The following is a 21,316-nucleotide window of genomic DNA, read 5'->3' as shown; positions in this document are numbered from 1 at the left end:
TCCTGCTGATCTGCAATAATAATTTCTGTTTCGGGAATAAAAGAGAAACTAAAACCCAGCGGAACTAAAGCAGGCGCTTTAAGATTCTGTTTTGCATAATCGGGCAAGATTTTGCCCTGAACCAGAAAATCGTTAACCAGTGTTTTACAGCACGAATCTTCTTGCCCGGTTAGCTGTGTTTTAACAGATTGGGGAAAAAGCACTTTAAATGCTGCATGCTGGTGTTCGTGATGATGATGTTTATGGCCATGTTCATGCCCTCCATTTTCCATTGATATGGAACAGCCAAACCCCACGAGGGTATTGAGCATAAATATAAAGAGGAAGAAAACTGCCTTAATTTTCATAAAACAAAATTATACAGGGTTTGCCTGATAGCTTTATATAATTCTGGCTAAAGTTTATATGATTTTAAACAATGAAGGAAGGTCATATACAATGTACCTATTTTGGCAACAGATGTTTTTTATCTTTTAGCCTGTCTGAATTAATTTCATTCGATTAAGAATCCTTTGTCAGTTTAACTTTTGGATGATGACTAAGTAAAAATACCTATTGGGTTCTTGATTCAAATCTGTTCACACCCAGAAATTTTGAATTGTTTTATTGTAATACGAATTTTACATAACAGGCTTTTATTTAGTCGGCTATATTTTTTAATATTGGAAAACTAAAACGATTTAGCCAACCAAATGAATTTATGAGAATCTTTACGTTATCCAAAATTGTTATCCGGCGTATTTTTTTATTTCGAAAAACTAAAACGATTTAGCCAATCAAATGAATTTATGAGAATTTTTGCGCTATCCAGAATAGTTCTGCTGCATCCAATTGTAGGCAGTGTTAGATCCTTCATTATACTTTATATCAATTTATAGTTTCCGTTTCTAAAAGAGAACGGATTTACAATAGTAAGCTACGCAGGCGTGTCAGATCTCCGGCAGATATTGCTTATAACCAGGAAAGAATAACTAATCAATTTTTAATTTAACAAAACCGCTAATGAGAATTAATTTACTTAAGGTTACGGGGCTGTCTGCAATTATATTGCTAAACAGTCCTGCGTTTTCAATGAGTTCAAAATGGGCAGGTGCTAGGGGACTATTGAATGAGGGCAAGCTGTGGCAGCATGCTCGGGCGCAAAAAGTCATTTCAGGAACTGTTCTGGATGAAAACAACCAACCTGTTCCAGGTGTAGGCATTAAAAACGTTACCTCTGGAAAAGGTGCTGTAACCGATGCAGCCGGAAAATTCAGCATCGAAGCAAATGCAGGCGATGTAATCAGGATCAGCTATATCGGCTACCTTACACAGAACATTACTGTAGCCAATCAAACTGCACTTAACATTAAATTGGTGGTATCGTCTGATACCAAATTGGATGATGTTGTGGTAGTGGGTTACGGAACGCTAAGAGAAAAAGAAATTACCTCTGCAGTGGCAAAGGTAGATACTGCACAATTCAGGCAAAGTGGTGCGCGTAACGCTTTGGATCTATTGGTTGGTAAGGTTGCCGGTTTACAGATATCCAGAAACAGTAGTAATCCGAATAGCGGAGTCGGCATCCAGTTGCGTGGTGTAACTTCAATTTCAGGTACATTAAGTCCATTAATCATCATTGACGGGATTCCGGGCGGAAACCTTGATTTGTTACAACAGGATGATATCGAATCGTTCAGTGTGTTGAAGGATGGATCTGGTGCTGCTATTTATGGTACAAGGGCGAATGCCGGGGTAATACTTGTAACGACCAAAAAAGGTAAAAAAGGACCTTCTTTATTTAACTACAATGCTTACATCAGAAATGAAAGACTGGTTAAAAGACCTGATTTCATGACTGCGGAGCAATGGAGGGCGAGGATTGCCAGTGGCGAATACAAGGTAACAGATAAAGGTGGCGATTTTGATTATTTTCAGGATCTGATTGATAAAAACAACCTTTCTGATAACCATAACCTCGCTGTATCGGGCGGAGGAGAAACCTCTACCTACCGTGCCAGTGTAAACTACCGTCAACTGCAGGGTTTTGCCAAAGAAAACAGTAGAAAAGAATATGGAGCCCGTTTAAGTTTAACGCAAAGAGGATTTCAGAACAGGTTACAGGCACAGTTTAATCTGGCAACCAATTTTAATAAGGCCAACCTATTGGGCGGCGGTGGCTGGGAGAATGTACTCACCAAAAACCCAACCGAATCTTATTTCAACCCTGATGGAAGTTATCAGTTTACCAGAACCATTACCAACGAACTTGCACGTTTGGAGCAGGAACGTTACGGTGTGCAGCAACAAACCACTTCTGCAGATGGCAGGTTAGAGCTGGAAATTATCAAAGACCTTAAAGCTGCGGTTTTTGGGGCAGTACAGCGCGATTCGAGGATCTGGAGTGAGTACCGTGACAGGGCCAGCCAGAATTCGGTAGAGAACAACGATGCTCCAAACGGTGGTTATGCATCGAGGGTTACAGAACTTAACCAGAATTTTAACGTTGAGCCTACTTTAGAATATACCAAGATTTTTGGCAAGCACAAAATATCGGCAATAGGTGGTTATAGTTACCGTTATGAAGTTAATGAGGGTTTTAATGCGAATAACCGCGGTTATGTAAACGATCTGTTCGAAGATAATAACCTGGGAAGTGTTCCGATCAAGGTAAATACAGTAGGATTGGGAAGTTTTAAAAACGATAATACGCTTATTGCCCTTTTCGGAAGGATCAACTATGCCCTGGGCGATAAATATTTTGCACAGGCGATTATCAGAAGAGAAGGATCATCAAGATTTGGTGCCAACAATAAATGGGCTACTTTTCCGGCAGTTTCGGCAGGTTGGAACGTTACAGAAGAAGACTTTATGAAAGACATAAAGTTTGTAAATAACCTGAAACTTAGGGTTGGGTATGGAGAAACCGGAAACTCTGGTTTTGCCAATTATGCATCCCTGGTAACACTAGGTACAGGCGGCATTTATTTGTTCCCAACAGGAGAGTATCAGCAAACCTACGGACCAAGCAGAAATCCAAATCCAAATTTAAGGTGGGAGCGTAAAAAGGAAACCAATATCGGTATTGATTTTACCATCCTGAACAATAAATTAACAGGATCTATTGATTTGTATAAAAGGGTAACCAAAGATCTTTTGGATACTTATACTTCTCCTCAGCCTCCTTTTATCCAATCATCGATATATACTAACGTAGGTACAATTTCTGCAAAAGGTATAGAGTTAACTTTAAGCTATGCAGCGATTAAAAAACGCGATTTTAGCTGGAGAATCGACTTTGCGGGAAGTACAACAGATAACAAACTGGACAGTTATTCGAATGATGAGTACAGAAGAGACATGAAAGAATTTGGTTCGATCGGTGGTTTCGGTGCATTGGGTAATGCATTCAGAACTTACGAAGGCCGTAATATCGGAGAATTCTGGGGTAAACGTTTTGCAGGTTTTACGCCTGATGGCAAATGGCAGTTTTATACAAAAGATGGCGCAATTGTTTCTAACGCAAACATCAATACTTCTCCTTTCAGAGATCAGACCGATTTAGCCGTAATTGGTAATGCAATCCCTAAATATTACCTATCGTTAACCAATAACTTTACTTATAAAAATTTCGATTTCAGGGTTTTCCTAAGAAGTAAACTTGATTTTGATGTATTGAATACTACTGCAATTTCTTATGGAAATAAAAACGGTGCATCAACCAACCTGTTAAACAGTGCTTTTGGTAAGTATGCCGAAATTAAGGATACTTACATGTACACTGATTACTATCTGGAAAAAGGCGATTTCTTAAAAATTGATGAAATCACAGTTGGATACACATTTAAACTTAACTCAAAATCATTCAGAAACTTAAGGATCTATGCAACAGGACAAAACCTGGTAACATTTACCGGTTACACAGGTAACGATCCTGATTATATCCAGGATGTTGGTATGGGACAGGAAATTAACGGAAGAAGCTTAGGTATTGATACCAGAAGCCCTTATCCGGCAACAAGACAGTTCCTGTTTGGCGTAAACTTTGGATTTTAATATTTGAATAAGATGAAAAATTATAAAAAAATTATTTTAGCATCCGTTTTAACAGTTTCAGTGGGCCTGATGAATGGCTGTACAAAATTAGACGAAACGGTATATAGTGAATTGGTTTCAGACAATTTTTATAACAATAAAAATGAAGTGCTTTCGGCTGTGTTAAGACCCTATACACACGCTAATGCATGGGTTACCCCATCCGGGCAGGACGGTTGGTGGCGTCCGGCAGAGTTATCGGGCGATCAGCTGGCATGGCCAACAAAAGGTCGCCACGGAGAAGACGGTGGAAAATGGAAAAGACTGCATTATCATACCTGGTTGAGTGATGACGGGCCATTGAACAATGCCTGGTCGCTCATGTTCTGGGGAATGGGTTTATGTAACGATCCAATCGAGAACCTCGAAAAACGCAGTTTAACGCAAATGGGAATTACCCAGGTAGAAAAAGATGCTTATATCGCTGAATTGAAATTGTTCAGGGCTTTTCACTACCTTAAATTGATGGATCTTTTCGGCAATATCCCTGTGGTAACTCAGGTAGGTATTCCTGCTAAACCTGCAACATTGCCACGTGCACAGGTTTTTGCTTTTATCGAGAAAGAAATTAAAGAAAATATCGATAAAGCACCAAAATTGTCGAGAAACATGATTGGTAGAATGAGTCAGGCAGGTGGTTATGCCATGTTGGTAGAACTCTATCTTAATGCAGAGGTTTGGACAGGTACAGCCAGATGGGATGATTGTATCGCAGCGGCGAATAAATTGATCGCAGGTGATGGTGGCGCCCAAAATGGTACCATGCAGTTGGATCCAAATATTGTAGATCAGTTTAAACCAAGTAACGATTTATCAAAAGAGGTAATCTTTTCAATCGCTTACGAATTCCAGAAAGCTTCATTTCAGCCATCATGGACGGGTGAATTTTACCATTTTCAACAGGATCAGATCTATGGTGGTTCGCGTAATGGAAACGATGGTATTGTGGTAATTCCTGGTGTATTTACCAAGTATGAAGATGCCGACCTTAGAAAAAGAGGTTGGTTGTTAGAAGGACCAATGGTTCGTTTTGATAACGGTCAGCCTGCAATCGCAAAAGGAGGAAATGAATATAGCGATCAACAAATTGTTTTTGTAGATAATATCAGAAAAAACAAATCGGGATCTACTGTTTCCAACATGAGCGAAGGTGAAGAGAATAGCGGGGTACGTTTTAATAAATATAAACTTGGTAACCAGGTTGCAGGCGTTGTAAACGGTGTTGCTGTTCCTATCGATCCAAATTACAACAATACAGATTGGAATATCTACCGTTTAACCTGGGTTTATTTTGCAAAAGCAGAAGCCATTATGCGTAAAAATGGTGGTGCTGCTACTGCCGAAGCTGTACAGCTGATCAACGATTGTAAAAAAAGAGCATTTACCGATGCTGATTGGGCAACAAGAGCTTATACTCCGGCATCGTTAACACTTAACGAGCTTTTAACCGAAAGAGGTAAAGAGTTTATTTTTGAAGGTTTTAGAAGAAATGACCTGATCAGGTTCGGAAAATTTACTACCGAAAGCTGGTGGGATCATACACCATCTGCAGCATTCAGAAATTTATTCCCGATTCCGCAGGTTCAGCGTACACTTAATGAAAACCTGGCACAAAATCCAGGATATAATTAATGTAATACCATGTTTTGAATTAAAAAAGGGCACTCTTGAGTGCCCTTTTTTGGTTTATTAAAGAAATTATTGTGGCTTAACACCCGAAAATTCATCAAAAGCAGCCTTAGCAATCTTTGCAATAACAAGGTCACGTTTTTCGCTATTTTCATACGAATCCATTAAAAATATGGCAATAGCCAGGTGTTTGCCATTGGCCAGGGTAATGGTACCAACATCATTTGTTGCAGGCGAGAGTCCCGAATCGTTTATTGATGAAGTTCCGGTACGGTGCTCAACAAGCGTACCTTTCGGAAGCAGTCCCCTGATTCTCATTGGTGCAACATAGGTTTCGCGCATCAGGCTCCGTAAAAGTGTATTGGTCTGGCTTTTTAAAATCTTTTGCTCAAAAACCAGGCTTAGCAAGGTTACCTGTGCCTGTGGTGTACACCAATTTTGATATTGGTTGTTCCACTTTTTCTGCATGCCCCATTCATCAAAATCTACATTGATATCAGTTATGCCGATGCCATGCAGGAAACCGGTGAGTGCTTTTGGTCCTTTTAATAACTGGAGCAGAACATCGCAGGCATTGTTATCGCTGTACAAAACCATATCCTCCAATATTTCGCGCAAAGGAACAGAAACATTTCCTTCCGGATATTTCTCGTAAAGTTTGCTTATGGTCTTTTTTATCTTAGATTTAGGAATGAATAGCTGCTGATCGAGCTTTAATTTGCCTTTATCTACCTCACTAAGCAGCATTACCGCAATCGGGAATTTAAATACACTTTGCATCACAAAATGTTGATCGTTATTAAATTCGAAAGTTTGATTGCCTTCTAAAACACGTGCATAAACACCTATTTTTCCCCTGGTATCTGCAGCAATTTCGGCTACGGTTGTTTTTAATTTATTCTGCTGGGCGCCTGCATGTTGGAAAAGACAAAAACTGAGGGCGATGAGGGTAATCATTATTTTGTACATGGTAAAATGTTTTTTATAGGATAAAAGTTGTTGCAAAGATGTAGATATTCCGGGTAAAACAGGAGATGATATAATAGGCTTAAAACAAAATAATCACTATTTTGCATTACATCATCCATGGAATTGTGCAGTTGGAATAAAACTAAAAATTTATAAATGACCATACTCATCGTATTCTGCTGCATTGCCTTATTGATTTTAATGATTTCCGTTTTTAAAATCAATGCATTTCTGGCTTTTCTGATTGTTTCGGTACTGGCGGGACTGGGTTTAGGATTGCCTCTGCCGAAAATTGCGGGAGCGGTTGAAAAAGGTATAGGCGATGTTTTAGGTTCTTTGGTGATTATTATTACCACCGGTGCCATGCTGGGTAAACTGGTTGCCGAAAGTGGCGCTGCCCAAAAAATAGCCCAGGTGATGATGGATGTTTTTGGTACCAAACATATCCAGTGGGCCATGGTAATTACCGGTTTTGTAATCGGTATACCACTCTATTACGGAATCGGTTTCGTGCTGATGGTGCCCTTAATTTTTTCTGTAGTTTACCGGTATAAGTTACCTGCGCTCTATATTGGTTTACCTATGCTCGCCGCATTGTCGGTTACCCATGGTTTTTTACCACCACATCCATCACCGGCCGCTTTGGTGGTACAGTTTAATGCCAATATGGGGCTCACCCTGTTTTACGGATTGCTTGTTGCCGTACCTGCAATAATAATCGGCGGACCGTTTTTTGCCAAAACGTTAAAAAATATCCCTTCAACGCCAATGGCATCGTTCAGGGCTAAAGAATTGCCTGAAGATGAACTCCCCGGAACGTTTATCAGTCTGTTTACAGCCTTGTTGCCCGTTATTTTATTGGGATTGGCCTCTTTTCTCCCTTTGTTTTTAAACCCGACCTCGCCAATTATTCCTGTGATTACCTTTTTAGGTCATCCATCTATCGTGATGCTGGTTGTGCTGGTTTTAGCTAGCTATTTTCTCGGTATTTCGAGAGGGAAGAAAATGGATTACCTATCATCTATTTTTGGCGATGCCTTAAAAGATATCGCCTTGATTTTGTTGATCATTGCCGGTTCGGGAGCTTTAAAAGAGATTTTAACCCAGAGCGGTGTGAGTAAAGAAATTGCCGGCTACCTGCAGGAATTATCGGTTGAACCCTTATTTTTGGCCTGGTTAATTGCGGCACTGATCCGGTTTTGTGTAGGTTCTGCAACGGTTGCCGGACTCACCACAGCAGGTATTATTGTACCCCTGATGATGGCCACACATACCAACCCGAATTTAATGGTTTTGGCCGTTGGTGCAGGTAGTTTAATGTTTTCACATGTAAACGATGCAGGGTTTTGGATGTTTAAAGAATACTTTAATTTAAGCCTGAAGGATACTTTCCGTTCATGGGCTTTAATGGAATCGATAGTTGGCACGGCAGGGCTTGCCGGCGTACTTTTACTTAAAATAATAATAGCTTAATATGGAAAATTTAACTGCAGATGCCCGTTTCGAGAAACTTGGATTAAACCTTCCGCCGGCACCGGCACCACTTGGGGTTTACAAACCTTATCTTATTGATGGGAAATATTTGTACCTGAGCGGTCATGGTCCGGTGAGGGACGATAAAAGCCTGATCATTGGCCGTATCGGTGCTGATATGGAGCAGGATGAAGGCAAACTGGCTGCCAGGCAGGTGGGCTTAACGATGTTATCGACCATTAAAACCAATTTAGGGAGCTTGGATAAGGTAAAAAGGGTGATCAAGGTTCTGGGTATGGTAAACTGTACGCCAGATTTCGAAAAACATCCTTTTATTATTAATGGATGCAGCGAACTTTTTGCCGAGGTTTGGGGTACTGATAATGGAATAGGTGTAAGAAGCGCAGTTGGTTTTGGCTCATTGCCTGATAATATCCCAGTAGAGATCGAAGCTTTGTTTGAGCTGTATTAAACCTGCATAATGTTAGAAAAGCAATGGCATTTTTTAGATAATCCGGCTTCGGTTGAATCGCCGGGACTTGTTTTTTATGTCGATAGGATCAAGGCGAACATCAAGCTGTTGATTTCGATGATTGATGACCCAAACCGTTTGCGGCCACATGTTAAAACACATAAGTCGGCCGAGCTGAGCAAGCTGCTGATCGATGCGGGGATTTCGAAATTTAAATGTGCTACCATTGCCGAGGCAGAAATGCTTGGTCTTTGTGGCGCTGCCAATGTGCTGCTTGCTTATCAACCTGTTGGACCAAATATTAGCAGGTTTATCGCTCTTCAGAAAACATACCCGCTCAGCCGTTTCAGTTGTTTGGTTGACGATGAAAAAACTGCGCTCGAATTGGCTTCAGTTTCCCAGTTGAACGGGTTAACAGCTGAAGTTTTTATTGATGTAAATGTTGGGATGCACCGTACAGGGATTCTACCTGAAAAAGTAATGGATCTTTATGCAAAGCTCAATAAGATTGATGGCTTAGTGATTAAAGGTTTACACGCTTATGATGGCCATATCCATGAAAGTGATTTTGGCATCCGTACTGAAAAAGGAAAGTTGATCATTGGGATATTAAATGGCTTAGGTGCAGCAATTGAAGCTCAGTTTGCACATCAGCCCATTATCGTAGCGGGAGGAACACCAACGTTTACCATTTATAACACACAAAGTATTTTTGAATGCAGCCCAGGTACTTTTGCACTTTGGGACAAAGGTTATCAGGATGCTTTTGAAGAACAGCAATTTAATACCGCTGCTCTGGTGGTTTCGAGGATTGTTTCTTTGCCCGAAAGCAATCTCATATGCTGCGATTTAGGCCATAAAGCCGTAGCGGCTGAAAAACCGCTCGATAAAAGGGTTGTATTTTTAAATGCACCGGAGCTGGTTGCCATTAGTCAAAGCGAAGAACATCTGGTACTGGATGCTGGAGAAAATCATCAATATCAGATAGGCGATATTTTATACGGATTACCGTACCATATATGCCCAACGGTTGCACTTTACGAAAATGCGCTTGTTATTTCTGAAAATAACCCTGATGAAACCTGGAACATCATTTCTAGAAAAAGAAAAATAACGATATAAAAGCCCCTGCTATGTTTACGATAGATGCCCACCTGGATTTGAGTATGAATGCTTTGGAGTGGAACCGCGATTTAACCCGCCCGCTTTCCGAAATAAACGGGCGTGAGCAGGGCTTAACAGATAAACCCGACCGCGCAAAAGCCACTGTATCACTGCCTGAGCTGCGTAAAGGCAATATTGGTTTGGTGGTGGCTACGCAGATTGCGAGGTTTGTAGCCCCTGATAATTCATTGCCGGGCTGGCACTCTCCCGAACAGGCATGGGCACAAACACAAGGGCAGCTGGCCTGGTACAAAGCCATGGAAGACCGTGGTGAAATGATACAGGTTAACAACCTGGCCAGTTTAGAAAAACACTTAGCCTTGTGGGCATCAGATATTCCAAATGAAAAAAAACGAATCGGATACATTTTAAGCCTTGAAGGTGCCGATTCTATTGTACATGTTGATTACCTTCAACAGGCTTATGATAACGGATTAAGGGCGGTTGGCCCAGCACATTACGGCCCAGGGCGGTACGCTCAGGGAACAGATGCCACAGGTAAATTGCACCCGGGTGCTTACCAATTGCTTGCCGAAATGGAAAGGCTCAATATCATCCTCGATGCCACCCATTTATGCGATGATAGCTTTTGGGATGCGCTCGATCATTTTAATGGTCATATTTGGGCCTCCCACAATAACTGTCGGGCGCTTGTTAACCATAACAGGCAGTTTAGCGACGATCAGATCAAAACATTAATTGAACGTGGAGCTGTAATTGGCGCGGCTTTGGATGCCTGGATGATGGTGCCCAATTGGCAAAGGGGTATTTCGACCCCGAAAACAATGAACTGCAACCTCGAAGTAATGATTGATCATATCGACCACATCTGTCAGTTGGCAGGGAATGCCAATCACGTGGGCATCGGTTCTGATCTGGATGGTGCTTTCGGAAGAGAGCAATGTCCTTATGATTTAGAAAGTATTGCCGATCTCGATAAAATTCCCAATCTCTTTGAAAAACGCGGTTACAGCAAAACCGATGTAGAAAATTTAATGTATGGCAACTGGATCAGGTTCCTGCGTAAAGCCTGGACATAAATCGTCCCATGGGGACGTTTCGTAGGTAGCCAATTGTAAAATTGGCGTTCAACGTTCCGTAAGAACGTTTGGTGTTTTATTGACACCCCGTCCTGCGGACACCCCTCTGAAAGAGGGGAATGGAGTTGTCGCGGTCGTTCCATCGGGACGATTCCTGGGGCGCCAATTGTAAAATTGGCGGGGAATTAACGACCAGGAATTGATCAACTCTTAAATTCCCAGTCGTTATTTTAATATTTTACTGCAATAACCTCCATTCGCTAAACTGCAGGTCTACACTTCCATTGTTCGAAGTGATAAACAGTTTATAATATTTGTAGGCTGTGGTATTACTGATCAGTATTTTTTTGGTCTGCCTTCTTAAGCCAAAAGTTTGATTACTCTGGATATCAAGCTGTGTGAAATTTACATTATCGTTTGATCCCATCAATTTCCAGCCTTTCGGATCGCGGTCGGGCGCATCGTTGCCGGCAGTAATGGTATAACCTTTAACTACCTGGCTTGATGCGAATGTTTGCTGCGCCCAGAAGCTTGTTGGGTAGCCGCCCAAAAAGAATTTGGTATTGTAATAACTGTCGGCCAGTTTTGATGAGCCTTCTGCGGCAGAAGCTCCGCCGGCATTTTCGTTGCTTACACTTACCGTTGCCGAGCCAGAAATATCTTTCAGGTAACTTACACCTGGGAAAGCTGTTCGGGCCGTATTCAATTGGGTAGTCCAGTTATTGCCCTGTTCATCCAAGGTTCCAAAAGCGCTTAAAGCAAGCGGTTTAAGATCGATACCGGTTGCACCGCTCCAGAAATGGATAAATTCGCCATAATTCATTGACCTCGAGAAACGGGTAATGTTTCCCTGACCGTTATTTACAGTTTCTTTCGGGAAATATTGTGCCAATAAACTGAAATATTTGTTTAAAGCAGATGCATCGCCCTGCTGACTATAAATTGGGAAAAACCAATCCCTGAACCAGTAAGTTTGTGCTTTTGGATAATTTTCGGCCCCATTGGCCACCAGGTTATACCAGCGTTGCACGTCAGCGGTGCGGTTTAGGCCAACATAAACATCGTAAATGTAAATTTCCATCCATTTACTATCGTGCCAGATACCGAATGCAGGAGAGTTTAGCACATTCCGGGAGGCACCCTCTACAATATGCCCAACCTCATGCGTGGTAATATCGAGGTCGTTACCCGTGCCCGAAAGCCAGGCGCTGGTGCTCGATGAACCTACATCGATTACATTGCGGTAATCGTGACTGGCATCCATATAGGTGCTTGGGTGGCCACCACTGTATTTTCCGGTATGGAATATGGCCCATAAACGCGAGTCGGGACCAAAAGATCCATATTTACTTTTGGTGTAATTCCAGACCTGCGCCAGGTAGGTATTAGGCCATGTAACTGTACTGCTTACGTCATTGTCGTGGTAAACCACAATGCTGGTGTCGTGATAAAAGCGCTGCAGCACCTGCACATGGTCAAACCAATGTTCCTGCCAGGTTAGGGGTGGTTCGGCCAGTAAATTGGTATTTGCTAATGTTGCAGGCTTTTTCAAAAGCTGATCCTGCTGCTGATCCAGTTCTTTTTTCTTGCACGAGAGGCTAAGAAAGATCAAGATGCCCGGGATGAGGATTAATCTGTGTTTCATAATAGGTTTTTATATTTAGGTTTGAGTTGATTTCCCATTAATACCGGCCATCCTACCTTTTCGACATCCTTTCGGCCATAACCGTTTGTAAAACCTGTTTTGAATTAATTAAAACGTTTTAGTAATCCGGTTAAAAATTAATCCATCTTTTAAATGGATCAATAACTTAAGTTAACATTTTAAAATATAAAGACTTGTTTGTAATTTAAATATTACATCTGATGTCGGTTAACAAAAGTCTGTTTTGGGCTTTAGATTTATCATTTTGGCAAAACTTATCGTAAATTCAGTTGGTTTTTCGAATAATGCACGATGTCTGTAAAAATTAACCGCCGTACCCGGCAAAAAATTCAGCAATTAATGATTATTATCCTTTTGTGGATGCTAATTGGCGCTGTAATTGCCGTTTTCGAAGATTTAATACTGCATACCCACAATTCTTTAGGTACTGCACCAGGTTATTCGTTAAGTACTTCTATCATTTTAAATATGGCCATTGGTTTATTCGGCGCTTTAATTGGCGGGAGCTTTTTGGTATTTTTTGTCAATGTAAAATATAACGATAAACCTTATGGTTACACGCTTTTAATTATTGCAGGTATTTTTATGGTTATTGTTCTGGCAATAAATGAAATACTCAGTCTTTTATCTCTGGGCGATTCGCATAGGTTTCTGAAAAATGGATTGGTTTGGGCCATTGTGGTTTCCATTACGCAGTTATTGCTGCAGGTAAACAGTAAATTCGGACAGGGGATTTTCTGGGATATCATTAGGGGGAAATACAATACCCCAAAAGAAGAATTGCGGATTTTTATGTTCCTCGATTTAAATTCCTCTACCACCATAGCCGAAAATTTGGGTGATAAAAAATACCATGAACTGTTGAAAGATATCTTTATGGATATTACCAATCCTATCCTCGAAAACAGGGGAGAGATTTATCAATATGTGGGCGATGAAGTGGTAATTGCCTGGCGATACGAAGAAGGTTTGAAGAATAATAAATGCATTAACTGCTTTTTTGATATCAAGGCCCATTTATTCTCCCTAAAAGAGAAATATCAGTTAAAATATGCGTTATTGCCGTCTTTTAAAGCAGGCATTCATTGGGGGCGGGTAATTGCAGGCGAAGTGGGTATTATTAAACGGGATATTACCTACTCAGGTGATGTGCTGAACACCACTTCGAGGATCCAGAATATGTGTAAAACCTTTAACCAGGAAATGATTGTTTCCAAAACCCTGATTGAAGAACTCCAATTGGTTGGTATTTACACTACCGAAATGCTGGGCGCCATTAAATTGAGGGGCAAGGAAAAGGAAATGCAGCTTGTAGCCGTGAAACCTGCATGAGTTTTTCCGGTTGGGAAGCTGTGTTGTTTAATACCGTAAGCTTAGCTATTTTGAGGTGGTTAATTAAACAACGTATTCTTTATTTTTTATAACCACCTTAGCCACTTTAGTTCACCCGAGATCGAAAACTCACATAATTTACTTTATAAGTTTTACATAGTGAAACGATTTGCTATTTTAATAAAATCTCCTTAGATCTGCGTTTTTTTTTCAGCGAGATCTGCGGGAAACAGAATGAAATGTGGTTTCAATTTTTCAGAACAGTTAACCGATTAACCAGTCTGACAGTTTTCAGTTAGCAATTTGCAATTAACAATCAAACAATTCAACAATAAAAAAAAGCATGTACAGTTAACCCATTTGTCCATCGGCTTCCAGCACATGTGTAGTGCAATCTTTTTCTTTAAACAGATCGTATCCTTCCTGCCACCAGGTACTCATTTCCGTTTTATTAAACACAAAAGAATGTGTGGTGAGTTCGCGGTTGATGAAATAGAAATTGATTTTTACGTTTTTGCTTGCTGTTTGCAGTTTTGAGATGATCAGGTCGTCGTTTGCAATCTGGTTGAGCATAAAGTCGCTTGTACGGGCGAAAACCTCGATTGCATTTTGTAACGGCGGATTGTTGTAAACGGCTTTTTCCTGTCGTAAAACGATGGTGTCGATTTCGGTTGCGCCTTTTATAATTGCCTCCTGTACAGGGATGAGGTTTCCGAAACCGCCGTCGGCATAATCGTTGCCGTTTTTCTGATAAAGGCTCATTAAAGGTGCCAGGTTGCACGAAGCCCACATCCAGTCGCAAAAATCTTCGTAGCTGTAATCATTGCTCGATTTATATTCGATAAGCTGGGTAGTTAAATTCGCCACGGTAACCACAATTTCTTTGCCGAGCGATTTAATGGTCTCGAAGTCTTGGCGCTTAAAGTTATTCCTGATCAGATTTCGTAAACCCGTACTGTCGCCCAGGGTTTTCTGTCGCTTGAAAAACTGTGCAATAATACCAAAATGGTTCATGCGCAGTTTTACTTTTCCATTTTTGTATTTCACAATGAACGGACAAACAGTAAAAATATCGGATTGCGAAATGGTAGTATAGAGCTTTTTAATACGTGCAACGTCGCCAATGGCCAAAAAAGGGATCAGCAAACTGCCGGTTGAAGAACCTACAAAGAGATCGTAATCGGTTTTCCTGTATTTAATAAGATATTCTGCTACACCACCGGCAAAAGCACCTTTACTGCCACCGCCCGAAATAACCAATGTCTTCATGTTCTGCTCCTTAGAATTACTGATCAAATATAGTTTTTTAGCACGAAGTCTTTATTGTAGTTTCCAGTCCTTAGTCGGAAGTCCAAAGTCGATATTATTTCTTCCATCCATACGTCACCCTGAATTTATTTCAGGGTCTTAAGGCAGCATGGGTCCTGAAATAAAGTAAGGATGACGGCCGCTGGTACAATTAACCAACCAAACAGTTTCCAGTTGGCAATTTGCAATCAAAAAAATCCACAATCCAAAAAATAATTTGGCAGTTACTAATGAACAATTGAACAAATGCCCAATGAACTAATGAACCAACAAACCTCATTCTATCCTTACATCACTTCCTTTCGAAACCAGTTTCTTATACGGATCTGCTAAAAAATCACCAAGGTAATCAGCACTACTGTTGCCGAAACCTGCTCCATGTGCCCGGTTATGGATAATGAGCAATTGCGCATTAGGCATATACCTTTTAATTAGCTTGTTGTAAAAAGGTCTGCAGAAGGGATCAGCATCACCTGCCGATATCAGTGCCGGAATGTTGGAATACACAGGCTCCTTTATCGATGCTGGTTGGGAATTTACTTTCCAGCAATCGCAGATTTCTTTATTTACATTGTTAAAAGGATAACCCGAAAGCCAGGGAAGGATTTTATCCTGTTTAGCAATCAGTTTCGGATCTGAATAGGCAATCTGCTCCGGGCAGTAAATAGAATAACGCATACCCAGTGTGCGGTTGGGATCGCCAGAAAATGCGCCATCCACCACCTCGGTTATATATTGCTGATGTTTGCCATTAATAATCTCGTTCATCACAAAAGGGACAATTTTTATTGTTCCGTTCTCCATTTTTCCGAATACCGCATCTAATAGTTCGGTTTTTCCATAGCTGATAGTGATGCTATCGCTATTTTCTTTCGGAAGGTAACGCATGTTAAAACGTTTAGAAGAAATTTTGGTAAAATAGTCATGAAACCGTTGCTTAAGATCTTTGTAAGCAGTTTTTGTTGAATCGGTCTGCACATTATCGAATACCTGATCTAAAGCCTCATTCATATTAATCAATGCATGCTCTTCATAATTTACGAAACCGGGAAGGGGAGAGTTTAGTATAAGCGCTTTTATGCCTTCGGGATGGTTTTTGGCTACGGTAAGCATTAAACCACCACTATAAGAAATGCCAACCAGCATCATCGATTCGATTTTTAAGACTTTTTTAAGATCGCTGATATCTGCAGCACTTTCTGTAGTATTATAGGCTGATAGATCGATGCCTTTTGCGGTAAATCTTTTACGTGCCGATGTTACCGCAAGTTTTACCAAACTATCTTTCGAAAGATTTTCCAGGTACGAACGTTTAATGGCTTGATCCACTTCTGGGCACTGGAGTGATGGGATGGCCAGCTTAGTACCGCGCTGATCGAAAGCTATAAAACCACCATACCTTAAAAAGCCCGAGTTTAAACCAATTTGTGTGATGCCCAAAGTAGTACTGTAACCAGGACCACCAGTAGTGTACAGCGAAATATTTTTAACCGAATCCTGATCTTGTTTCCGTACAAATATAAACGGAATTTTAACGAGGTTTTTACTGGGATTTGCCCTGTTTTCGGGTACCACCAGATAACCGCATTTTGCAATTACACCATTTTCTGTTTTGATTTTACATCCGGTGGATTCTATTTTCGGTATGTATGATTGAGAAAAAGCCTGAAAATTAAAAAAGACAAAGCATAAGGCTAATAACGTAGAGATTTTCATGTTCCTGATTTTAATTCAAAAATAGCGCATCCCATTTTTTTGGGAAAGGTAAAAAACAGACAAAATTACCGCGATTCGGCAATCCTTGTTCCGGTAAATAATACTGTATTCCTGTAAAAATGGCTCATATCGTAATAGCCGTAATCTTGAGGTGAAAAGATGCTTTCTTTGTTCATGAATTGGGTAAGTGCTGTACGTGCCCTTAAAATATTGAAATAATTTTTCGGGCCGGTACCTACCACTTTATTAAAATACCTGTTTAGCGATTTTTCGCCCATATAAATTTTATCTGCCAGCTGCGCTGTAGAAAGTTTCATACCGGCATCAAGAAAAGTATCGATGCTGCGCTGTACCATAAACAGGTAATGGCCGTTGGTATTTTTTGCTTTTTTTTCCAGCAGGTAATCTTCCCATAGCTTTACACGGGTTTCAAAATCAGGTGCCTGTTTTATTTTGCTGATTACCTGGTTTGGAATTAATTCATCGAGCGAAATTACATTGCCGGCTATTTTTGTCTGGCTGATGCCAAAAATGGTTTCAAATCCTCCCGGTAAAAACTTAACCGTAAATATATTGTCAGCAGGCGCATTCTGCCTTTCGATGATTTCGCTGCGCAATACCAGTACATCAGTATTTTCGTTTACCTGATGCCTATGTTTTCCATTGTAAAGCTGGTATTTACTTCCCAAATTAAGCCAGATGGTGGGCGTAAAACTTGGAAAAAGTTTAACCGTAAAACGTTCGTTTTGGATATAGTTTTTAGCAGCGGCTAAATCTGTTTCAGAAAAAAACTCGACATATGGAGAAAGACCTTCGTGTGGTGTTAAAAAACGATAAAGCTTTCTGATGTTATCAAATATTTCTGTCATATACCATTAGATGGTTTTTTCAACAGCTTGTTGCATCAAATAGAAGAAAATTATAGCAAAATTTAATATCGCTTCTATAAATACCTCACATGTTTTTTCTCTTTTCCCTGGTTAAACCCTTTTATCATCAAATAAATGCCTGCGAATAAAAGAAGGGCAGCTAAAATCAATCCCAAAGCCATAGGTAAAAATACTGCTGCGGCATCAAAAAAAGCCTGCCAGTTTGAGTTGGCATGTAGTAAATAAACGAGTATAAAAAATGCAGCTAATGCAAGGCCGGCATAAAAATAAAGAATTTGTGGTTTCATATTGGTTAGGTGATTTAATTTAGATATGGGTTTTTAGGAATGTGTACCAGGTGGTAACCACTTTTTTTAAGTTGGGCTATCGTATCATTATCCGGTAACTGTTTAAAAATAATGGTGGTTAATACCTGTGCAGGCATAGCCCTTAATTTTACCATTGCATCGAAAAATAACTTCTTCATTTTGATCATAAAAAACCTGTTATTATGCTTATCGGTCGAGACCGATTCTGCCCCTTTAAACCAATAATTCGGATTGATTTTTTTAAAGCCAACCATTGGTAAACCAAGTCCGGCAGCCAGTTTTTCAAATTCCCTTTCCGAAACCTTGTAAACAAAATTTCCAACGGGTTCGAACGAAAAACGGTTTTTCCATAGTTTATTAAGAAATTCTCCGTTACGCGAAAAAAGGTTGTTCAGCATTAACAACATAGGCATTCTGGCAATAGGATCCTGGGGTTCAATCACTACCACACCAGTTCGGGCCACCCTGATCATTTCGTACATGGCAGCATAAGGCCTCGGGAAATGATGGTAAGATTCTTTGCAGAGCACAAAATCAAAACTATTGTCGGCACATGATAATTTTTCGGCATTTTCTGCTGCACATGCCTTGATAATTCCCTCTTTCAGCGCAACATTTAAAAAATCGGTATTCAGATCGGTTGCCAATGCATCATTACCCGAGTTTAGGATGTATTGTGCATCAAAGCCATAAGCATCGCCAACGGTTAGCCAGTTCTGGTTTTTTCTGTTCAATAAAGGATCAAGGCAGCTGAAAAACAATTGCTGCAGCCATTGTGCAATATTGTTTTTTCCGGCGGTCCTTACTTTTTCATAATGTTCGGCTTTGGCATTTTCGGAAGGAAAATGCTGATTGTACCAGTTATTGTGCCGGGTATAACTTTCGTGATGACGCATAGATGGAGATTTAAATAAATACGCACCTCCAACCTAAAACGCTTGGTAGAAAAAACGGACAGATCAAAAAAAAATAAATTAATTTTAACCCAGCGTTTTTCCTGTTTGCTGCGTAACCTTGATATAACACGATGAAAAACCGCTTACCGAACCAAATGGATGAACCTTTTTTTTAAGCAGGAGACTAAACTAATCAAAGGTTGTAAAGCCAATGAGCGGCAAGCACAAGAAGGTCTCTACAAGCTTTACTATGCCGATATGCTGCGGATATGCTTCCGATATTTAAAATCTGATGACCTGGCAAATGATGCCCTGAGCATTGGCTTTTTAAAGGTTTTTCAGCACATCCATAATTTTGATGCAAAAAAAGGTGAATTTGGCGCCTGGATCAGAACGGTAATGGTACGATCATGTATTGATCTGGGGCGCAGGGAAGCAAAGTTTAACGAAGTGGTAAACCCTGAAGAAATTGAGGAAGTTTTTATCCAGCCGGCAGTGTTAGACAAACTTTTTGTAGAAGACCTGCTGAAACTCATCCGCCAGTTACCAACGGCTACCCAATTGGTTTTTAACCTTTCGGTTATAGATGGCTACTCGCACAAGGAAATAGGAGAACACCTTAATATTACCGAGAGTACCTCGAGATGGCACCTTACAGAGGCAAAGAAACAGTTGAGGAGAATGATCGCTCCTTCAGCAATTGATAAACCAACTGAAAACACAAAAGGAAGATGAAAAATTCAGCATGGTATCATAAACTCTGGAGCAAGAAATTCGACAGCCTTCCAATCAAGGATGCTGCTGATGCCTCGTGGGCAGGCATGCACAAGCTGTTAAACGAACAGTTGCCTGCTGGTACGGTAGGTGGTAATCCGCCAGGTATATCTGCGGGCGCCAAACTGTTTAAAATAATAGGGTATGCATTTTCGGCGGCTGTTACGGTAAGCACAGTGGTATATGTAACGGTTCCGCATTCGAAAAATCCTAAAAAAGAAATTGTAAAAGAAAATAAAGTGTTACGATCTGATTCTGCACTTATCGATAGCAGTAAAGTAGAAAACTACAGCAATTTTGCAGATAGTAACCTGATCAATAACACGGATACATTAAATAACCTGACCGTACAAAATGAAAACGCTGATAGCAGTAGAATAGCTGAACAAAAAAAGCAGACTGTTACAGGAGGAACAAAAGAAGACCGAACTACCGTTATTGCTGGATTACATGCTGTTCCTACCCCGGTAGATCGAAATAAAAACGTGCAAGAAACTGAGCGGAATGGTATTGTTTTGAACCCGGAAAACACTCAATCAAAGTATCCTGCTGTATTGGACGTACACTTCTTATTCAAAAAAGGTAAACCGGAATTGATGGCACCAGGCAAATTCTGGCAGAAAAATATATTTAAAGGAGATTCTGTAAATCAGGTCAAAAACCTAAGCGCTTTAAGGCCTGTTCTGGAGGTATATCCAGCCGATAATAGTTTCAGAACTGCTGGTGCTTCGAAAGGCAGGGATAAAAATAAATCAACCGGTAGCAGTACTGAAAAGAACAAAAAAGCGAAAGCAATCAAGCCATCTAAAATCAAAATACCCAAAACGCCAAAGCAAAGCAATGAAGGTGATGAACCTAAATACAGCTATGGAATAACAGCTGGAATGAATTTGCAGAAGGGTAGCACCGGTTTTTATGGAGGTGCGTTTGGTAATTATGCACTCAATAAAAAGTGGGGACTTGCAATGGGGGTAAATGTAAACAGTAAACAGAAAGTTGCCGGCGAATTTACGCACCCAAGTTATTACAAACCTGATTCGGTGCCACCTTTTACCATGGCTGATGAAAGAAAAGTGATGACGGTAGATATTCCCTTAGCTGCGGTTTATAAATTATCAAAAAAACTAAGTATAAAGGCCGGTCCGGTAATCGCTTTCACGATCAAACAATCTGATGTGCTTACCAAACTAAAACCCCTTAACGATCGGCGCGACACGATAAACCATAGTGCAGAGGTTAACACCGCTTTAAGCAACACCGTGAGTAATAGGGTAAGTGTGGGCTTTATCGGTGGGGTAAGTTTCCATTTAAAACAGTTCGATATCAATGGAAGTTATCAATGGTTAAAGCCCTATAATATCAACAATAGTTTAGGCGGGTATCAGCCAAATAATCAGTTTTTTAAGATCGGGGTGGGGTATAGGTTGAAGTAGCGGGTGGCGCAGGGCGGTTAGCGCTTTGCGATGCTCCCGTATCGTCATTTCGAGGGATAATTTATTTTATAAAAATCAATATGAGTGACGTATATAATTGATTTTTTTTGCCCTGCTGCGCAGTCTTGCCTCGGCTCGCCGCCGCCGAATGGCTCTTTCTTTTTGGCATCAA

The 21,316-nt window shown here is 40.5% G+C and carries 17 protein-coding genes; 9 read left to right on the top strand and 8 right to left on the bottom strand.

What is annotated here, in order from left to right; translation table 11 throughout:
* The coding region (locus tag B2V92_RS08525) for a hypothetical protein (RefSeq protein ID WP_293306858.1) at positions 1–347 on the bottom strand (347 nt) is incomplete at its 3' end.
* A 724-nt stretch (positions 348–1,071) separates the two neighbouring features.
* On the opposite strand from B2V92_RS08525, the gene B2V92_RS08520 reads away from it, so the two are divergent.
* On the top strand, positions 1,072–4,035 hold the full coding sequence (locus tag B2V92_RS08520) for a SusC/RagA family TonB-linked outer membrane protein (RefSeq protein WP_293306856.1): 2,964 nt from the start codon (positions 1,072–1,074) through the stop codon (positions 4,033–4,035).
* 12 nt (positions 4,036–4,047) lie between these two features.
* Positions 4,048–5,706 (top strand): RagB/SusD family nutrient uptake outer membrane protein, encoded by a 1,659-nt coding sequence (locus B2V92_RS08515; RefSeq protein WP_293306854.1) that lies wholly within the window; start codon positions 4,048–4,050, stop codon positions 5,704–5,706.
* Positions 5,707–5,772: 66 nt separating this feature from the next.
* Here the strand turns inward: B2V92_RS08515 and bla are convergent, their stop codons facing one another.
* Positions 5,773–6,672 carry a class A beta-lactamase gene (gene bla, locus B2V92_RS08510; protein WP_293306852.1) on the bottom strand — a complete coding sequence of 300 codons (900 nt, stop codon included), beginning with the start codon at positions 6,670–6,672 and terminating at the stop codon, positions 5,773–5,775.
* 156 nt (positions 6,673–6,828) lie between these two features.
* On the opposite strand from bla, the gene B2V92_RS08505 reads away from it, so the two are divergent.
* From B2V92_RS08505 to B2V92_RS08490, 4 genes are read left to right on the top strand one after another with little or no spacing between them, the layout of a single operon-like run.
* A complete protein-coding gene (locus B2V92_RS08505; RefSeq protein WP_293306850.1) occupies positions 6,829–8,145 on the top strand; it encodes a gluconate:H+ symporter in 1,317 nt (438 codons plus the stop codon).
* Position 8,146: 1 nt separating this feature from the next.
* Entirely contained in the window at positions 8,147–8,617 is a 471-nt protein-coding gene (locus tag B2V92_RS08500) for a RidA family protein (protein ID WP_293306848.1), read from the top strand.
* Positions 8,618–8,626: 9 nt separating this feature from the next.
* Positions 8,627–9,739: a D-TA family PLP-dependent enzyme gene (locus B2V92_RS08495; RefSeq protein ID WP_293306846.1), complete on the top strand. Its 1,113-nt coding sequence runs from the start codon at positions 8,627–8,629 to the stop codon at positions 9,737–9,739.
* Between the two features lie 11 nt (positions 9,740–9,750).
* On the top strand, positions 9,751–10,821 hold the full coding sequence (locus B2V92_RS08490) for a dipeptidase (protein WP_293306844.1): 1,071 nt from the start codon (positions 9,751–9,753) through the stop codon (positions 10,819–10,821).
* Between the two features lie 238 nt (positions 10,822–11,059).
* Here B2V92_RS08490 and B2V92_RS08485 read toward each other — a convergent pair whose 3' ends face one another.
* Positions 11,060–12,466 (bottom strand): hypothetical protein, encoded by a 1,407-nt coding sequence (locus tag B2V92_RS08485; RefSeq protein ID WP_293306842.1) that lies wholly within the window; start codon positions 12,464–12,466, stop codon positions 11,060–11,062.
* A gap of 360 nt (positions 12,467–12,826) precedes the next feature.
* Between B2V92_RS08485 and B2V92_RS08480 the strand changes: the two genes are divergently transcribed.
* Complete coding sequence (locus tag B2V92_RS08480) at positions 12,827–13,819, top strand: adenylate/guanylate cyclase domain-containing protein (protein WP_293306840.1); 993 nt, start codon at positions 12,827–12,829, stop codon at positions 13,817–13,819.
* 351 nt (positions 13,820–14,170) lie between these two features.
* On the opposite strand, the gene B2V92_RS08475 is transcribed toward B2V92_RS08480, so the two are convergent.
* From B2V92_RS08475 to B2V92_RS08455, 5 genes are all read right to left on the bottom strand, one after another.
* Complete coding sequence (locus B2V92_RS08475; protein ID WP_293306838.1) at positions 14,171–15,115, bottom strand: patatin-like phospholipase family protein; 945 nt, start codon at positions 15,113–15,115, stop codon at positions 14,171–14,173.
* A gap of 288 nt (positions 15,116–15,403) precedes the next feature.
* Positions 15,404–16,843 carry an alpha/beta fold hydrolase gene (locus B2V92_RS08470; RefSeq protein ID WP_293306836.1) on the bottom strand — a complete coding sequence of 480 codons (1,440 nt, stop codon included), beginning with the start codon at positions 16,841–16,843 and terminating at the stop codon, positions 15,404–15,406.
* 65 nt (positions 16,844–16,908) lie between these two features.
* A complete protein-coding gene (locus B2V92_RS08465) occupies positions 16,909–17,712 on the bottom strand; it encodes a helix-turn-helix domain-containing protein (protein ID WP_293306834.1) in 804 nt (267 codons plus the stop codon).
* Between the two features lie 74 nt (positions 17,713–17,786).
* Positions 17,787–18,020 (bottom strand): hypothetical protein, encoded by a 234-nt coding sequence (locus B2V92_RS08460; protein WP_293306832.1) that lies wholly within the window; start codon positions 18,018–18,020, stop codon positions 17,787–17,789.
* Positions 18,021–18,034: 14 nt separating this feature from the next.
* Positions 18,035–18,937 (bottom strand): class I SAM-dependent methyltransferase, encoded by a 903-nt coding sequence (locus B2V92_RS08455; RefSeq protein WP_293306830.1) that lies wholly within the window; start codon positions 18,935–18,937, stop codon positions 18,035–18,037.
* A 159-nt stretch (positions 18,938–19,096) separates the two neighbouring features.
* On the opposite strand from B2V92_RS08455, the gene B2V92_RS08450 reads away from it, so the two are divergent.
* Both B2V92_RS08450 and B2V92_RS08445 read left to right on the top strand, forming a co-directional pair.
* Entirely contained in the window at positions 19,097–19,672 is a 576-nt protein-coding gene (locus tag B2V92_RS08450; RefSeq protein ID WP_293306828.1) for an RNA polymerase sigma factor, read from the top strand.
* Positions 19,669–21,144, top strand: a complete 1,476-nt coding sequence (locus B2V92_RS08445; protein ID WP_293306826.1) for an outer membrane beta-barrel protein — start codon at positions 19,669–19,671, stop codon at positions 21,142–21,144. The genes B2V92_RS08450 and B2V92_RS08445 overlap by 4 nt, the downstream gene beginning before the upstream one ends.
* Positions 21,145–21,316 lie beyond the last annotated feature (172 nt).

Source organism: Pedobacter sp. UBA5917, assembly GCF_002432345.1.
GTDB lineage: Bacteria > Bacteroidota > Bacteroidia > Sphingobacteriales > Sphingobacteriaceae > Pedobacter.
This window is presented reverse-complemented; position numbering and strand designations above follow the sequence as displayed.

What these genes read in the sequence shown, in the direction of transcription:
- B2V92_RS08460 (WP_293306832.1), bottom strand. Translation starts at nt 18,020, where the DNA reads ATGAAACCACAAATTCTTTATTTTTATGCCGGCCTTGCATTAGCTGCA.
- B2V92_RS08485 (WP_293306842.1), bottom strand. Translation starts at nt 12,466, where the DNA reads ATGAAACACAGATTAATCCTCATCCCGGGCATCTTGATCTTTCTTAGC.
- B2V92_RS08480 (WP_293306840.1), top strand. Translation starts at nt 12,827, where the DNA reads ATGATTATTATCCTTTTGTGGATGCTAATTGGCGCTGTAATTGCCGTT.
- B2V92_RS08470 (WP_293306836.1), bottom strand. Translation starts at nt 16,843, where the DNA reads ATGAAAATCTCTACGTTATTAGCCTTATGCTTTGTCTTTTTTAATTTT.
- B2V92_RS08455 (WP_293306830.1), bottom strand. Translation starts at nt 18,937, where the DNA reads ATGCGTCATCACGAAAGTTATACCCGGCACAATAACTGGTACAATCAG.
- bla (WP_293306852.1), bottom strand. Translation starts at nt 6,672, where the DNA reads ATGTACAAAATAATGATTACCCTCATCGCCCTCAGTTTTTGTCTTTTC.
- B2V92_RS08445 (WP_293306826.1), top strand. Translation starts at nt 19,669, where the DNA reads ATGAAAAATTCAGCATGGTATCATAAACTCTGGAGCAAGAAATTCGAC.
- B2V92_RS08495 (WP_293306846.1), top strand. Translation starts at nt 8,627, where the DNA reads ATGTTAGAAAAGCAATGGCATTTTTTAGATAATCCGGCTTCGGTTGAA.
- B2V92_RS08465 (WP_293306834.1), bottom strand. Translation starts at nt 17,712, where the DNA reads ATGACAGAAATATTTGATAACATCAGAAAGCTTTATCGTTTTTTAACA.
- B2V92_RS08505 (WP_293306850.1), top strand. Translation starts at nt 6,829, where the DNA reads ATGACCATACTCATCGTATTCTGCTGCATTGCCTTATTGATTTTAATG.
- B2V92_RS08515 (WP_293306854.1), top strand. Translation starts at nt 4,048, where the DNA reads ATGAAAAATTATAAAAAAATTATTTTAGCATCCGTTTTAACAGTTTCA.
- B2V92_RS08500 (WP_293306848.1), top strand. Translation starts at nt 8,147, where the DNA reads ATGGAAAATTTAACTGCAGATGCCCGTTTCGAGAAACTTGGATTAAAC.
- B2V92_RS08520 (WP_293306856.1), top strand. Translation starts at nt 1,072, where the DNA reads ATGAGTTCAAAATGGGCAGGTGCTAGGGGACTATTGAATGAGGGCAAG.
- B2V92_RS08490 (WP_293306844.1), top strand. Translation starts at nt 9,751, where the DNA reads ATGTTTACGATAGATGCCCACCTGGATTTGAGTATGAATGCTTTGGAG.
- B2V92_RS08450 (WP_293306828.1), top strand. Translation starts at nt 19,097, where the DNA reads ATGAACCTTTTTTTTAAGCAGGAGACTAAACTAATCAAAGGTTGTAAA.